Origin of the sequence: Vibrio sp. 10N.222.52.B7, from assembly GCF_041474275.1 — a bacterium.
GTDB classification, from domain to species: Bacteria; Pseudomonadota; Gammaproteobacteria; order Enterobacterales; family Vibrionaceae; genus Vibrio; species Vibrio crassostreae_C.
In genome coordinates this window covers 1-15,436 of the sequence record NZ_JBFRTU010000137.1, presented here as the reverse complement: position 1 = coordinate 15,436, position 15,436 = coordinate 1, and the positions used below count along the sequence as shown (strand labels likewise).

Genomic DNA, 15,436 nt, shown 5'->3' with positions numbered 1-15,436 from the left:
TCGCTACTCGCTACTCGCTTAGTGCGGATCTTCCGACCAACCATCGCTATCTGACATATCTGGTGCGCCAGCGATGCTGTTCTCTTCGTCTGCCCATTCACCGAAATCAATCATCTGACATTGCTTGCTGCAAAACGGGCGGTGCGGGCTTTGTTCGCCCCATTCAACGTCAGCATTACATTGAGGGCATTTAACGATGGTGATTTTCTTCGACATAGTGATTCTTAATTTGAAGGTGTAATAATAGTGAGTTTAGGCTCGAGTGAAGACTCAAGCCAAACTAAAAAAAGAAAATTAATTAGGTGCAGATAGCCAATTCAAATTCAATGTCTTGAGTACAGGCTTGCCCTGTTTCAAAGCTCATGAACTTAACAGCAAAGCGGTTCTTGTGACCTGAGATCATCGGGTAGGCACCGTATTGCATTGGAATAGATAGACGAAGGATATTCGCTTCATCGGCATCGCTCTGGAAGAAGCCAGCGCGAGCGATTTGCTCTTTAAAGTGACCAGTCTCTCTGGTGAGCTTCAACCACAGTGTTAGCGCTTCATACAGAGGTTGTAAGCTATCCATCCACGCTTTAGCATCTCTCATTCTCTTATCGAGAGGAAGGTGCAGCCAATAATGCAGTGCCGGTAAATCAAAGCAGCATGAGCCACCTGGAAGATTAAAGCGTTGGCGAATGGCACTCAGGAAGCGGTCTTCCTTAAGTGACTGGCCAAAACGCTCTGCCTGCATCAGATCACGATAGATGTTACCAATGTCATTAAGCAGTGATGTCAGCATCTCTTGATCGACACCTTCAACATCCAACCAACTTTTGTAGGTTACACGTTGCTTCTCAATATCTTTTGCCAGTTCGCTCTTGAGTTGGATCTGTTCGAAGATTTCAATCAGATCAAAGATGGAACGGAAAAAGAGTTGATACTGTTGAGCATCGGAAAATGTAGAAGACAAGTGTAGCTGCCTCAAGAGTGATTCGACTCTTAAGTAGATGCGTGTTTTCTCATTTAGAGGATGTTCAAATTTATGGGTGATCATCGAGCAAACCTTCATTCAACATTGTTCTATTCTGACCCATCTACAGCACTGATTGCCAGATACTTTTGATGTAAATCTGTGATTTGAGGCAAAAGTTCTTGGTTTTTAGTATGGTTTTTAATCACGTCATCTGCAACTGCTAAGCGTTGTTCTCTTGAAGCCTGTGATTTTAAAATTGATGCAACTTGTTCCCTAGAAACATTGTCACGACTCATCGTACGTTCTATTTGAACTTCTGCTGGCACATCAACAATTAATACGCGATCGGCCATGCCTTGCATTTGGTTTTCCACCAATAGCGGTGCAACTAATAAACCATACGGGGATGTGATTTTAGACAGGTCACTGTCAATTTTGTCACGGATCATGGGATGAAGAAGATCATTGAGCCACTGCTTTTCTTTAGGATCTGAGAAGATCAGCTCACGCAGCCTACTTCGGTTGAGTGTTCCATCGTCAAGCAAGATAGACTCACCAAAGTGTTCTGTAATCTGTTTTAAGCCGACACTGCCCAGCGCAACCACTTCACGTGCCACGATATCAGCATCAACAATATCTATATTAAAATGCTCATTGAACAGGTTAGCGACCGTAGTTTTGCCACTGGCGATACCACCGCTTAATCCGATAATGATTGCCATGGTTAAATTCCTAGTACAGAAGTGAAATACCAACCCATGATGTCGTTACCCCACATCAAGCTTACCCAACCCGCAATCGCAAGGTAGGGCCCAAATGGAAAGGCTTTATCTATGCCTTGCTGTTTCAAGCGAAGTTGAATCAAACCAAACACAAGGCCAACAAGCGAAGATAAAAGGATGATCATCGGTAGGTGCTGCCAACCAAGCCATGCGCCAAGCGCAGCCAGGAGTTTGAAGTCACCGTAACCCATGCCTTCTTTGCCTGTCAGTAGTTTGAACAACCAATAAACAGACCATAAAGCGAGGTAACCAGCCATTGCGCCAACCACGGAATCTTGCAGCGATACTGGGCCGATATTAAACAGTGCTAATGCGATACCGGACCATACCAAAGGCAAGGTGATTTGATCAGGCAACAACATGGTATCGAGATCGATAAAGGTCGCGGTAATCAGTGCGAAGGTGAAAAGAATCAAAGCAATGGCGTAGTAACTGAAACCAAAGTGGCTAGCAACCATTGTGCAAAGTATTGCTGTAAGCAGTTCGACCAAAGGGTAGCGAGCACTGATTGGATTAGCGCAGCTGTGGCACTTACCCTTTAAGAGCAACCAGCTTAACACTGGGATATTGTCGACGATTCTTAATTGGGTTTTGCATTTCGGGCAGGTTGAACGAGGAATGCTGAGATTGAACTTTCCCTCTGGCGCTGGAATTTTATATTGAGAGAAATATTCCGAGCACTCTTGTTGCCACTCTCGCTCCATCATAATCGGTAAGCGGTGTATGACTACATTGAGGAAGCTGCCGATAAGAAGGCTAAAAATGAAAGCTAATACGGGGAATAGCCAAGGATAGTAGTGAAATACTTCCATAGTGTCCTTTACCACTTGATCTATATGAGCAGAAGTTTGCTACTCATGGGTGTTAAGTTGCTTTTGGCTATCCTAACACACTCATAAGATTAAAGATCGGTAAGTACATCGCAACCACAAGCCCGCCAACAACCGTTCCCAAAAATACGATGATCAATGGTTCTAAAATTTTGCCTAAATTGTCGACGGTGTTGTCTACTTCAAACTCGTAAATGGAAGCGACTTTATTGAGCATATCATCAAGGTTGCCCGACTCTTCACCAATCATCACCATCTGCAACACCATTTCAGGGAAGGCATTGGTATTGCGCATCGCGATATACATCGGCATGCCTGCTGCGGTTTCTCGGTGAACCTCAATGATTGCTGATTCATAATGTAGGTTGCCTGCGGTTTTGGCTGTGGTTTTTAGGCTCATTAAAATAGGAATACCGGAACTAAAGCTTGTTGATAAGGTTCGGCTGAATTTGGCTATTGAGGCTTTCGCTAATACGCCACCGAGAACAGGGAAGCGCAATCCTAGCCGACTGACAGACAGTCTGAACGAGTGGGAGCGCTGGCATAGTTGGTAAATAATCAGAACAACAAGCCCGATGCCTACAGCCGTATAAAAACTGTAAGCCTGCATCCAATGGGAAAGGTAGAGTACTTGTTGGGTGAACCAAGGCAGGTCGGCGCCAAAGCCTGAAAACATCGACTCAAACTCTGGAATCACCATGGTCAGCATTAAGTAGGAAACGGTAAGGGCGACCGCTACAACCATTGCTGGGTAGATGAGAGCCTTTATAACCTTGGATTTTAGTTGCTCACTCTTTTCACGATAGGTCGCCAAGCGTTCAAATACTTGTGCAAGGTTACCGGAGAGCTCGCCTGTGGCGACCAAATCAGTGTATAGGTCATCAAAGTGGCGGCTTGCAGTTCGCATTGCTTTTGAGATTGGCGTGCCAGCTTCTACACCTTTGCAGATGTGCGATAAAATCGATTTCATTTCTGCTTTGCGGTGATTGTCTGACACCAGCTTGATGGCTTGCACGATCGGCACACCAGTCGCCAACATGGTAGCCAGTTGGCGAGTCAAAATAGTGATGTCTTTGGCTTTGACTCGATGGGTTAAACGAGTGATTGCTGAGATGCTTTTCTTTTTGATTTTCTTAATCTGAATGTGCTGCTCTTTGAGCTTCTCTCGTACTTCTAATTCGGTGAGCGCTAAGCTCTGCCCAGACACTTTCTTGCCAGAACTATTGATTCCCTTCCAATGGTAGTTTTTTAGTTGTGATTGTTTGCTTTTACTACTCATTTTCGCTCCGTGAATTATAGGTATAGAACACGTTGTAGCTCTTGATAGCTGGTGGTGCCTTCAAGCAATTTATCTAGCCCCGACTCTTGCAGAGTTCTCATGCCCTCTCGACGTGCCAAGTTTTCAATGGCTAACGCGTTCGGTTTGTCGATCAGGCTATTTTTCAGTTGGTCGCTAAACGGCATGACTTCATAGATACCGACTCGCCCCGAGTATCCCTGATTACACTCATTGCATCCTTGTGAGCTGGCTTTGTAGATGATTTGGCTATTGGGAATAGAGTGGCGTAGAAATATATCAGGTGAGTCATCAGCGGCTTTACAGTGGTCGCACAGTCGTCTTGCCAGTCGTTGGGCGATAATCAGGCTTAATGATGAAGCGAGGTTAAAAGGTTCTATCCCCATATGAGAGAGGCGAGTCACGGTTTCTGCTGCCGAATTGGTGTGCAGTGTCGAAAGCACTAAGTGGCCTGTTTGTGAGGCTTTGATCGCGATCTCTGCGGTTTCCAAGTCGCGGATCTCTCCAACCATCACCACATCAGGATCTTGTCGTAAAAATGATCGCAGCGCCTCAGCAAATCCAAAGCCGATCTTAGGCGTCACTTGTACCTGATTGATGCCACACAGGTTAATCTCCACCGGATCTTCGGCTGTTGAGATGTTGCGTTCAGTGGTGTTAAGAATTTGAAGGCCAGTATAAAGAGAGACGGTTTTGCCACTGCCGGTTGGCCCGGTCATTAAGATCATCCCTTGTGGGCGTTTCAATGCATTAAGGTAGAGTGTTTTTTGATCCTCGCTGTAACCGAGCTTATCGATATCGAGATTGGCAGCGCTGCTGTCTAAAAGACGAAGAACGATCTTTTCTCCCCAGAGAGTTGGCAGCGTCGATACACGCATATCAATCGCCAGTTCGTCGTTTAAACGTAATTTAATACGACCATCTTGAGGTAAGCGACGTTCGGCGATATCAAGCTTGGCGAGAATCTTTAAACGGGCTGATAAACGGCGACTTAAGTGGGAGGCTGGCTGTTGAATCTCGACAAGGATGCCATCACAACGCAGGCGTACTCGGTAGTGCTCTTCATAAGGTTCGAAGTGGATATCTGATGCACCTTTGCGTACCGCATCAACCAGTATCTGATTGATAAACCGGCTAACGGGGGAGTCGTCCTGGCTGAGGTCTTCAATCGACGCTATCTCGTCGTCAGAGACTTCAACAAGATTGGCGAGTTCATCTTGAGTGATCTCTTTGCGTTTCGAACCTTGCCCGGAAATAGAGCGGCCATACAACTTGCGTATTGCGCCTTCTAATTCAGAGTAGTTAGCGACAACTAATTCAATCTGTAATCCCGTCGCGAATCGGAAATCATCTTCGGCTTGTAAATCGGTCGGGTCGGCTGAGGCGAGTGTTAGAGTAGAATTAGAGACTGAAATCGGTATCGCACGATACTTGGTGATCAGTTCACGAAGCCCTAATTGGTCACATAAGATTTCATAATCAACATTGGCGAGTTGCACCAATGGCAGACCGAAGATGGCCTGAATGTTATGTGCGAGACTCTCGCTAGTGAAAAAATCCAGAACGAGTAAAGCTTCAGGTGTCGAAATACCCGAAGCATGTATATGTTCCGCAACGGCTTGTTCCTGAGTCAGGCTAAGTAAATCAGCCTGATATAGAACGGTTGGAAGGTTGGTTAGCACTAACCACAACCTTGTAGGGTAAAGGTTGTCCCTGAAATACCGCACTCCCACAAACCATCCTCTCGTGTCCAAGTAACAATGCCACCATTTGCGGAAGTACTAGTTAGGGTTACGGTAATGCTACCATTTGATCCTGTAGCTCCGCTTGCTGCGACGTTTATGGTACCCAGTGAAAAGCTAGGTATCGCAATACTTGCTGATGCCGGAAAACTTCCATTCTCCACTATATGTTGCTCTACTGGCGTTTTTAGTGCTGTTGATGTCGCTAGCGCCGAACCTAGCGCCCCTTTAGCTGAGTAATCTTGGTACGCAGGCACAGCGATCGCCGATAAAACCCCAATAATTGCCACCACAATCATTAATTCAATCAGCGTAAAGCCTTTCTGATTTGTTCTTTTACTTTTGTTATTCATTGTTCTAATCCATTGTTTAGTTTGTTTCAGTGCAGGCACTGGTTGATGGACAGAATAGAAGTCGGAATGGGGAAGTGGAATGAGATTCAGGTGTGGTCGCGAGTGGTTTGGTATTTATTAGTGCGATGTTTCATATAGCACGCAAAATTATGCGATCGACTTAAATAAGTGATTGAAATACTGATAAATTAAGCAATAAAAAAGACACCGTCATTAACGGTGCCTTAGTCATAAGTTATTTACTATTCAGTAAATTACGCTTTGAATCTCATCGAAAGATCCATTGCTTTTAGGTGCTTAGTGAGTGCGCCTACCGAGATGTAATCAACGCCTGTTTCAGCGAACTCAGCAATGGTATCTAGCGTCACGTTACCAGAGTTTTCTAGTGCTGCACGTCCAGCGTTGATTTTCACAGCTTCACGCATCATGTCTGTGGTGAAGTTATCTAGCATGATGATGTCTGCGCCAGCGCTGATCGCTTGCTCTAGCTCTTCTAGGCTTTCGGTTTCAACTTCCACAGGCTTACCTGGGTTCAGCTCTTTTGCTGTAGAGATAGCCTTCTCAATGCCACCACAAGCGATGATGTGGTTTTCTTTGATTAGGTAAGCATCGAAAACACCAATACGGTGATTGAAACCGCCACCACAAGCCACCGCGTATTTCAGTGCGCTGCGTAGGCCAGGAATTGTTTTACGAGTATCTAACAAGCGGCATTCAGTGTGTTTGATTTTGTCTGCGTAGATAGCCGTCGTAGTCGCACAGCCAGATAGCGTTTGAATGAAGTTCATTGCGTTACGCTCACCGGTTAATAGTGCGCGAGCTGGGCCAGTTAGCGTGCAAAGCGTTTGGTTTGGTTCAACTTTGTCGCCATCTTCTACATTCCACTCGATAGTCACTTCACCGCCCAGTTGCTTGAACACTTCATCAGCCCAAGCTTTACCGCAGAACACGCCGTGCTCACGGGTAATAATGGTTGCACTGTTGATTGCGTCTGCAGGGATTAGACTTGCCGTAATATCAGCCGCTGGATCTAACGTTCCACCTAGATCTTCTTTGATGGTCTCAGCGACTGCACGAGTGATCTCTAGAGGCAGTTGCTCTTTTAAGTAGTCAAGGCGTTGGTGGCTGTTATGTGTGTTTTTCATCGCAAATCTAATCTTGAAAGGGAGTGGGAATGGAATGATACTCTTGCTTAACTTCAAATTAAAGAGGCTAGCGCGACTGCTCTATGGGCAAGGTCACATCTTATTGTGCTAGCAGAAACGAAAGTGAGACCAAGATGACGATCACCTCCAATGGATGGTATGACAACGCTCGGCATGTTCCTTCCCCGTATTTTGATGCTCGACCGAGTGCCGACGATATCTCGCTGCTGGTGGTTCATAACATTAGCCTGCCTCCGGGGCAATTTGGTGGGCCTTACATCGAACAATTTTTTACGGGTAAACTCGACGCTTCGGAACATCCATTTTTTAAGGTGATTCACCAAATGGGCGTATCGGCGCACTGTTTGATTCGTCGCGATGGGGAAGTGGTGCAGTTCGTTTCTTTCTTAGACCGAGCTTGGCATGCTGGCCAGTCGAGTTTTGCAGGGCGTGAAAGGTGCAATGACTATTCGATTGGTATTGAACTGGAAGGTAGTGACTTTGTGGCTTACACTGAGCAGCAGTATCAAGCGCTTGCCCAATTAACAGAAACTATCGTATCGACGTTCCCTCAAATCACCAGCGAACGTATCACTGGCCATCAATACATAGCGCCTCTGCGTAAAACTGACCCTGGCTTGGTGTTCGATTGGCAGAAGTTTAAAAAAAATCTCAAAGCTTAAGCCTCCGTTTTTGACGATGGCTTGACCGCTGGCGGGCGTTGAATAGTCAACGCCTAGCATAATGACTTGTGAATTTTTGTTGTTGCGATGTAAAGAAAGTGGTGGAGAGAAGCGCATCAATAAATTGAGAGTGTGACGAACTTATCAAACACTCATTTATTAAAACTTATGAACAGAATTTCCACCCTAAATGTGCGCTTGGTTCGATTTTTAAACGAGTGACACTAATCTTTCTGAAACAATTCATTTTTATCCTGAAACTTTCTAGCACGAACACTCCCCAAAAGTATTACCCCTGTAAATGGTAAGACCAATTTGGTTGCTGTTTTAAATTTCATTTGTTAAATCATGGTTAATTCACGCTGTATTCTATGATGCAGGTCAATTTTAGGCTGGACAGTGGCGTTTTAATTATGTTAATTTCTGCCCAACTTAAAATTGGTATTACCAATTGTCAGCGAAGAAAAAGAAGAACAACAAACTATGGCTTATCAAAGGATTCGTCAGCCAAAACTCTCCGATGTTATCGAACAAGAGTTAGAAAGGTTGATAGTGGAAGGAACACTGGCTCCAGGGCAGCAGCTGCCGCCTGAGCGCGAACTGGCGAAACAGTTCGATGTGTCTCGTCCTTCGATCCGAGAAGCGATACAACGTTTAGAAGCAAAACGCTTGCTTACTCGCCGTCAAGGTGGAGGTACGTTTGTTAGCGAAAATATCTGGAAAAGCTTTTCAGATCCTTTGCTTAATTTGTTGTCGTCCCATTCTGAAACCCAACTAGACTTGTTGGAATCGCGTCATGCGATGGAAGGGATTTCGGCTTACTTCGCGGCATTGCGTGGAACCGATGAAGACTTTGCTCGTATTCAAGCCTGCCAAGAAAAAATTCACGGCGCGCAAGAAAAGGGTGATATTGAAGCCGAATCTGCAGCGGTGATGGCTTTTCTTATTGCTTTAACAGAGGCAGCGCACAATGTGGTGTTATTGCACATTGTTCGTAGCTTGGCTCCGTTACTCGAACAAAACGTCTTAGAGAATTTAAAGCTGTTGCATCGTCGTAAAGACGTTGTGGAGAAAGTGAGTATACATCGAGCTAACATTGTAGATGCGATTGTTTCAGGGCAGCCAGAACAGGCACGTGAAATGTCACACTCTCATTTAGCTTACATCGAAGAAACATTGCTGGATTTGACGAAGGAAGAGTCGCGCCGCGAACGTTCTCTACGTCGAATTCAACAGGGTAAATAGCCGTAATACTTCGGCTTTTTACGTGTTTAGTAGAATCCAACTAACAAAAAGGATAGATCGCCATGTCTGACATGAAGCATGACGTTGATGCTCTGGAAACTCAAGATTGGTTAGAAGCTCTTGAGTCAGTAGTACGTGAAGAAGGTGTAGAACGTGCACAGTTTTTACTAGAACAAGTTCTAGATAAAGCACGTTTAGATGGTGTTGATATGGCTACAGGCATCAACACAAACTACATCAACACAATTCCAGCAGCACAAGAGCCAGCTTACCCTGGTGACGTAACTCTTGAGCGTCGTATTCGTTCGATTATTCGCTGGAACGCAATCATGATCGTATTGCGTGCTTCTAAGAAAGACCTAGACCTTGGTGGTCACATGGCTTCTTACCAGTCAGCAGCAGCGTTCTACGAAGTATGTTTCAACCACTTCTTCCGTGCTCCAAACGAGACAGACGGTGGCGATCTAGTTTACTACCAAGGTCACATCTCTCCAGGTATCTACTCTCGTGCATTCGTTGAAGGTCGTCTAACTGAAGAACAGCTAGATAACTTCCGTCAAGAAGTTGATGGTAAAGGTATCCCTTCTTACCCGCACCCGAAACTGATGCCTGAGTTCTGGCAGTTCCCGACAGTATCTATGGGTCTTGGCCCTATCTCTGCTATCTACCAAGCGCGCTTCCTTAAGTACCTTGACGGCCGTGGCCTGAAAGAAACTTCAGCGCAACGCGTATACGCGTTCCTAGGTGACGGTGAGATGGATGAGCCAGAATCACGTGGTGCTATCTCTTTCGCTGCGCGTGAGAAGCTAGACAACCTATGTTTCCTAATCAACTGTAACCTACAGCGTCTAGACGGCCCTGTAATGGGTAACGGTAGCATCATCCAAGAACTTGAAGGCCTATTCAAAGGTGCAGGTTGGAACGTTGTTAAAGTTATCTGGGGTAGCAACTGGGATTCTCTACTAGCTAAAGACACTACTGGTAAGCTTCTTCAACTAATGAACGAAACTATCGATGGTGACTACCAAACATTCAAATCTAAAGATGGCGCATACGTACGTGAGCACTTCTTTGGTAAGTACCCAGAAACAGCTGCACTAGTTGCAGACATGACTGATGACGAAATTTTCGCTCTTAAGCGTGGTGGTCACGATTCTTCTAAACTGTTTGCTGCATTCAACAATGCTAAAGAGACAAACGGTAAGCCAACTGTAATCCTAGCTAAGACTGTTAAAGGTTACGGCATGGGTGATGCAGCTGAAGGTAAGAACATTGCACACGGTGTTAAGAAAATGGACATGACTCATGTTCAACACCTACGTGATCGCCTAGGCCTAGAAGACATCCTTTCAGATGAGAAGATCGCTGAACTTCCTTACCTGAAATTGGAAGAAGGTACGCCTGAGTACGAATACATGCACGCTCGTCGTAACGCTCTACACGGTTACACACCTGCACGTCTTCCTAAGTTTACTCAAGAGTTCAAGGTTCCTGAGCTAGACGCATTCGCACCTCTACTAGGTGAACAGAAGCGTGATATCTCTACAACTATGGCTTATGTACGTACGCTAAACATCCTTCTTAAAGATAAGAACATTGGTAAGAACATCGTTCCTATCATCTGTGATGAAGCTCGTACATTCGGTATGGAAGGTCTATTCCGTCAGGTTGGTATCTACAACCCACACGGTCAAGAATACACACCTGAAGATAAAGGCATCGTTTCTTACTACAAAGAAGCAACGTCTGGTCAAGTTCTTCAAGAAGGTATCAACGAACTAGGTTCTATGGCTTCATGGGTTGCTGCTGCAACTTCATACAGCACAAACGATCTACCGATGATCCCGTTCTACATCTACTACTCAATGTTCGGTTTCCAACGTATTGGTGACATGGCATGGCTAGCAGGCGACCAACAAGCTCGTGGCTTCCTACTAGGTGCTACTGCAGGTCGTACAACACTGAACGGTGAAGGTCTACAGCACGAAGATGGTCACTCGCACATCCAAGCGAACACTATCCCTAACTGTATCTCTTACGACCCAACGTTCGCTTACGAGCTAGCAGTAATCATGCAAGACGGTATCCGTCGCATGTACGGTCCTGAGCAAGAGAACGTTTACTACTACCTAACAGTAATGAACGAGAACTACGCAATGCCAGCAATGCCAGAAGGCGCTGAAGAAGGCATCCGTAAGGGTATCTACAAGCTTGAATCTCACGCTGGTGCTAAGGGCAAAGTTCAACTAATGAGCTCTGGTACTATCATGAACGAAGCGCGTAAAGCGGCTGAAATTCTAAGCGAAGAGTACGGCGTAGCATCTGACGTATTCTCTGTAACGTCGTTCAACGAACTAACTCGTGACGGCCAAGCGGTAGAGCGTGACAACATGCTTCACCCAGAAGCTGAAGAGAAAGTACCGTACATCACGACTGTTCTTGGTAAAGAACCTGCAATCGCAGTGACTGACTACATGAAGAACTACGCTGAGCAAGTACGTGCGTACATGCCAACTGAGTCTTACAAAGTACTTGGTACAGATGGTTTCGGCCGCTCTGACAGCCGTGCAAACCTACGTCGTCACTTCGAAGTTAACGCTGGCTACATCGTAGTTGCAGCTCTAACTGAACTGGCTAAACGTGGTGACATCGAGAAATCAGTAGTTGTTGAAGCAATTGCTAAGTTCGATATCGACACTGAAAAAACTAACCCGCAATACGCATAAGACTGGCATTAAGGTAGGTAAATACAATGACAATCGAAATTAATGTACCAGACATCGGTGCTGACGAGGTTGAAGTAACTGAGATTCTTGTAAACGTTGGTGACAAGGTTGAAGAAGAGCAGTCACTGATCACTGTTGAAGGCGACAAAGCTTCAATGGAAGTTCCAGCGTCTCAAGCGGGTATCGTTAAAGAAATCAAAGTAGCTGAAGGCGATTCAGTTTCTACTGGTTCTCTTATCATGATCTTTGAAGAGGCAGGCTCTCCTGCGGAAGGTGCTGCTGCAGCACCGGCTGCGCCAGCAGTTGAAGCGGCGGCACCAGTTGCTGCAGCTCCTGCAGCGGCGGCTGAGCTTAAAGAAGTTCACGTACCAGACATCGGCGGTGATGAAGTTGAAGTAACTGAAATCATGGTTGCTATCGGTGACGCAGTAGAAGAAGAGCAATCTCTTCTTACTGTTGAAGGCGATAAGGCTTCTATGGAAGTTCCTGCACCATTCGCTGGTATCGTTAAAGAAATCAAGATCGCTTCTGGTGATTCAGTTTCTACTGGTTCTCTAGTAATGGTATTCGAAGTGGCTGGTTCAGCACCTGCAGCAGCTCCGGCTCCTGCGGCGGCTGCACCAGTTGCAGCGGCTCCAGCAGCATCAGCTGAAAAAGAAGTAAACGTTCCTGATATCGGTGGTGACGAAGTAGAAGTTACTGAAATCATGGTAGCGGTTGGCGATACAGTAGAAGAAGAGCAATCTCTAATTACTGTTGAAGGCGACAAAGCTTCAATGGAAGTTCCTGCACCATTCGCTGGTACAGTAAAAGAGATCAAGATTGCAGCTGGCGACAAAGTGTCAACTGGCTCTCTAATCATGACTTTCGTCGTGGCCGGCACTCCGGTTGAAGGCGCAGCTCCTGCTCCTGTTGCAGCACCAGCACAAGCAGCAGCTCCAGCGGCGGCACCTGCTCCTAAAGCAGAAGCACCTGCAGCAGCAGCTGGCGACTTCCAAGAGAACGGTGACTACGCGCACGCTTCTCCAGTAGTTCGTCGTCTAGCTCGTGAATTTGGCGTTAACCTTTCTAAGGTTAAAGGTACTGGTCGTAAGAGCCGTATCCTTAAAGAAGACGTTCAGTCTTACGTTAAAGATGCACTTAAGCGTCTTGAGTCTGGTGCAGCTGCATCTGGCAAAGGCGGCGACGGTTCTGCTCTTGGTCTACTACCATGGCCAAAAGTTGACTTCAGCAAGTTCGGCGAAACTGAAGTTCAGAAGCTTTCTAAGATTAAGAAGATCTCTGGTGCTAACCTGCACCGTAACTGGGTAATGATCCCTCACGTTACACAATGGGACAACGCAGACATCACTGAGCTAGAAGCATTCCGTAAAGAACAGAACGCAATCGAAGCGAAGAAAGACACTGGCATGAAGATCACTCCACTTGTGTTCATCATGAAAGCTGTTGCTAAAGCGCTAGAAGCATTCCCAGCGTTTAACTCTTCTCTTTCTGAAGATGGCGAAAGCATCATTCTTAAGAAGTACGTAAACGTGGGTATCGCTGTTGATACACCAAACGGTCTAGTTGTTCCTGTCTTCAAAGACGTGAACAAGAAAGGCATTTACGAGCTATCTGAAGAGCTAATGGCTGTTTCTAAGAAAGCACGTTCTGGTAAGCTAACAGCGGCAGACATGCAAGGCGGTTGTTTCACAATCTCTAGCCTTGGTGGTATTGGCGGCACTGCATTTACTCCAATCGTAAATGCTCCAGAAGTAGGTATCCTAGGTGTATCTAAGTCTGAAATTAAGCCAGTTTGGAATGGTAAAGAGTTCCAACCACGTCTACAGCTTCCACTGTCTCTATCATACGACCACCGTGTGATCGATGGTGCTGAAGGTGCACGCTTCATTACTTTCCTAAACAGCGCACTATCTGACATTCGTCGTCTAGTACTGTAATTGAGAAAGTAATTATTAAGGTGACTTTCGGGTCACCTTAATTCTTTATATAAAGACTATTTTTAGAGAACAGTTTCCTGCATTTCTCATAATCTGATGGGGAATTGTTGTCTAGCTCACAGGCTAACTTAAAGCTACTTTCACACTGTTAACATCTCTGTAAAATGTTTCCTGTTTGAAAGCCCAATAATTTTAAGAACATCTACTCAGCCTGTTAGGGATAATGACTACAAGAGGTCACAATGAGCAAAGAAATTAAAGCCCAAGTTGTTGTACTTGGTTCAGGTCCTGCTGGTTACTCAGCGGCATTCCGTTGTGCGGATTTAGGTCTAGAAACAGTACTAGTTGAACGTTACAGCACTCTTGGTGGTGTATGTCTAAACGTTGGTTGTATTCCATCAAAAGCACTTCTTCACGTTTCTAAAGTAATCGAAGAAGCTAAAGCGATGGCAGAGCACGGCGTTGTATTCGGCGAGCCACAAACGGACATCAACAAGATCCGTATCTGGAAAGAAAAAGTAGTTGATCAACTAACTGGCGGTCTTGGCGGTATGGCTAAGATGCGTAACGTTACTGTTGTTAACGGTTTCGGTAAGTTCACTGGTCCTAACAGCATTCTTGTTGAAGGCGAAGGCGAAGCAACAACTGTTAACTTCGACAACGCAATCATTGCTGCGGGTTCTCGCCCAATCAAACTTCCTTTCATCCCACATGAAGACCCACGTATTTGGGATTCTACGGATGCACTAGAACTAAACGAAGTACCTGAAAAACTGCTTATCATGGGCGGCGGTATCATCGGTCTTGAGATGGGTACGGTTTACCACTCTCTAGGTTCTAAAGTTGAAGTTGTAGAGATGTTCGATCAAGTTATCCCTGCTGCGGATAAAGACATCGTTAAAGTTTTCACTAAGCGCATTAAGAACAAGTTCAAGCTAATGCTTGAAACTAAAGTGACTGCTGTTGAAGCAAAAGAAGACGGTATCTACGTTTCAATGGAAGGCAAAAAAGCACCAGCTGAAGCTGAACGCTACGATGCTGTTCTTGTTGCTATCGGTCGTGTTCCAAACGGTGCACTTATCGACGCTGAAAAAGCGGGTATCGAAGTTGATGAGCGTGGTTTCATCAATGTTGATAAGCAAATGCGTACTAATGTTCCTCACATCCACGCGATCGGTGATGTTGTTGGTCAACCAATGCTTGCTCACAAAGGTGTGCATGAAGGTCACGTAGCTGCTGAAGTTATCTCTGGTAAGAAGCACTACTTCGACCCTAAAGTAATCCCATCAATTGCGTACACTGAGCCAGAAGTTGCTTGGGTAGGTAAGACTGAGAAAGAAGCGAAAGCTGAAGGCATCAATTACGAAGTTGCTACTTTCCCTTGGGCTGCTTCTGGTCGTGCAATCGCTTCTGACTGTGCAGACGGCGTGACTAAGATGATCTTCGATAAAGATACTCATCGCGTAATCGGTGGTGCTGTTGTTGGTACTAACGGTGGTGAACTTCTTGGCGAAATCGGCCTAGCGATCGAAATGGGTTGTGATGCAGAAGATATCGCACTTACTATCCACGCTCACCCAACTCTACACGAGTCTGTTGGTCTAGCTGCGGAAGTATTCGAAGGTTCAATCACTGACCTTCCAAATAAGAAAGCAGTGAAAAAGAAGAAGTAATTCTTTCTTAGTCACTCGCTAATGTTTTTAAAAGCCGCTGATTTGTGAAGTGACCCCGTAAA

The 15,436-nt window shown here is 45.5% G+C and carries 13 protein-coding genes; 5 read left to right on the top strand and 8 right to left on the bottom strand.

Translation table 11 applies throughout. The features are described from left to right. Window positions 1-18 precede the first annotated feature (18 nt). The 8 genes from yacG to nadC form a co-directional block, all read right to left on the bottom strand. The gene (yacG, locus tag AB4512_RS21535) at window positions 19-216 is read right to left on the bottom strand and encodes a DNA gyrase inhibitor YacG (protein ID WP_004735515.1); all 198 of its coding nucleotides are present in this window, start codon (window positions 214-216) and stop codon (window positions 19-21) included. 82 nt (window positions 217-298) lie between these two features. Continuing rightward, entirely contained in the window at window positions 299-1,039 is a 741-nt protein-coding gene (gene zapD, locus AB4512_RS21530; protein WP_017063237.1) for a cell division protein ZapD, read from the bottom strand. Window positions 1,040-1,065: 26 nt separating this feature from the next. Continuing rightward, on the bottom strand, window positions 1,066-1,680 hold the full coding sequence (gene coaE, locus AB4512_RS21525) for a dephospho-CoA kinase (protein WP_017058946.1): 615 nt from the start codon (window positions 1,678-1,680) through the stop codon (window positions 1,066-1,068). A 2-nt stretch (window positions 1,681-1,682) separates the two neighbouring features. Further along, the gene (locus tag AB4512_RS21520) at window positions 1,683-2,552 is read right to left on the bottom strand and encodes an A24 family peptidase (protein WP_017065897.1); all 870 of its coding nucleotides are present in this window, start codon (window positions 2,550-2,552) and stop codon (window positions 1,683-1,685) included. A gap of 67 nt (window positions 2,553-2,619) precedes the next feature. Further along, the gene (locus AB4512_RS21515) at window positions 2,620-3,849 is read right to left on the bottom strand and encodes a type II secretion system F family protein (RefSeq protein ID WP_372128070.1); all 1,230 of its coding nucleotides are present in this window, start codon (window positions 3,847-3,849) and stop codon (window positions 2,620-2,622) included. Window positions 3,850-3,863: 14 nt separating this feature from the next. Further along, window positions 3,864-5,549, bottom strand: coding sequence for a type IV-A pilus assembly ATPase PilB (gene pilB, locus AB4512_RS21510; protein WP_372128071.1), 1,686 nt, complete (start codon window positions 5,547-5,549; stop codon window positions 3,864-3,866). Beyond that, window positions 5,549-5,962: a prepilin-type N-terminal cleavage/methylation domain-containing protein gene (locus AB4512_RS21505; protein WP_372128072.1), complete on the bottom strand. Its 414-nt coding sequence runs from the start codon at window positions 5,960-5,962 to the stop codon at window positions 5,549-5,551. Before AB4512_RS21505 ends, pilB begins: the two co-directional genes overlap by 1 nt. Before the next feature lie 254 nt (window positions 5,963-6,216). Beyond that, entirely contained in the window at window positions 6,217-7,107 is an 891-nt protein-coding gene (nadC, locus tag AB4512_RS21500; protein WP_017065901.1) for a carboxylating nicotinate-nucleotide diphosphorylase, read from the bottom strand. A gap of 83 nt (window positions 7,108-7,190) precedes the next feature. Between nadC and ampD the strand changes: the two genes are divergently transcribed. The 5 genes from ampD (at window position 7,191) to lpdA (ending at window position 15,374) form a co-directional block, all read left to right on the top strand. Beyond that, window positions 7,191-7,790, top strand: a complete 600-nt coding sequence (gene ampD, locus AB4512_RS21495; protein ID WP_372128073.1) for a 1,6-anhydro-N-acetylmuramyl-L-alanine amidase AmpD — start codon at window positions 7,191-7,193, stop codon at window positions 7,788-7,790. Between the two features lie 483 nt (window positions 7,791-8,273). Next, entirely contained in the window at window positions 8,274-9,035 is a 762-nt protein-coding gene (pdhR, locus tag AB4512_RS21490; protein WP_017059443.1) for a pyruvate dehydrogenase complex transcriptional repressor PdhR, read from the top strand. 62 nt (window positions 9,036-9,097) lie between these two features. After that, window positions 9,098-11,761, top strand: a complete 2,664-nt coding sequence (aceE, locus tag AB4512_RS21485; protein ID WP_017059442.1) for a pyruvate dehydrogenase (acetyl-transferring), homodimeric type — start codon at window positions 9,098-9,100, stop codon at window positions 11,759-11,761. Window positions 11,762-11,787: 26 nt separating this feature from the next. Next, window positions 11,788-13,701, top strand: a complete 1,914-nt coding sequence (gene aceF / locus AB4512_RS21480; RefSeq protein WP_372083291.1) for a pyruvate dehydrogenase complex dihydrolipoyllysine-residue acetyltransferase — start codon at window positions 11,788-11,790, stop codon at window positions 13,699-13,701. Window positions 13,702-13,943: 242 nt separating this feature from the next. Continuing rightward, entirely contained in the window at window positions 13,944-15,374 is a 1,431-nt protein-coding gene (gene lpdA / locus AB4512_RS21475; protein WP_017059440.1) for a dihydrolipoyl dehydrogenase, read from the top strand. The last annotated feature ends 62 nt before the right edge of the window (window positions 15,375-15,436 follow it).

Excerpts from the sequence above, each read along its gene's own strand:
- ampD (WP_372128073.1), top strand. The coding sequence starts at position 7,191 with ATGGGCAAGGTCACATCTTATTGTGCTAGCAGAAACGAAAGTGAGACC.
- coaE (WP_017058946.1), bottom strand. The coding sequence starts at position 1,680 with ATGGCAATCATTATCGGATTAAGCGGTGGTATCGCCAGTGGCAAAACT.
- aceE (WP_017059442.1), top strand. The coding sequence starts at position 9,098 with ATGTCTGACATGAAGCATGACGTTGATGCTCTGGAAACTCAAGATTGG.
- lpdA (WP_017059440.1), top strand. The coding sequence starts at position 13,944 with ATGAGCAAAGAAATTAAAGCCCAAGTTGTTGTACTTGGTTCAGGTCCT.
- AB4512_RS21505 (WP_372128072.1), bottom strand. The coding sequence starts at position 5,962 with ATGAATAACAAAAGTAAAAGAACAAATCAGAAAGGCTTTACGCTGATT.
- zapD (WP_017063237.1), bottom strand. The coding sequence starts at position 1,039 with ATGATCACCCATAAATTTGAACATCCTCTAAATGAGAAAACACGCATC.
- pdhR (WP_017059443.1), top strand. The coding sequence starts at position 8,274 with ATGGCTTATCAAAGGATTCGTCAGCCAAAACTCTCCGATGTTATCGAA.
- AB4512_RS21515 (WP_372128070.1), bottom strand. The coding sequence starts at position 3,849 with ATGAGTAGTAAAAGCAAACAATCACAACTAAAAAACTACCATTGGAAG.
- AB4512_RS21520 (WP_017065897.1), bottom strand. The coding sequence starts at position 2,552 with ATGGAAGTATTTCACTACTATCCTTGGCTATTCCCCGTATTAGCTTTC.
- nadC (WP_017065901.1), bottom strand. The coding sequence starts at position 7,107 with ATGAAAAACACACATAACAGCCACCAACGCCTTGACTACTTAAAAGAG.
- aceF (WP_372083291.1), top strand. The coding sequence starts at position 11,788 with ATGACAATCGAAATTAATGTACCAGACATCGGTGCTGACGAGGTTGAA.
- yacG (WP_004735515.1), bottom strand. The coding sequence starts at position 216 with ATGTCGAAGAAAATCACCATCGTTAAATGCCCTCAATGTAATGCTGAC.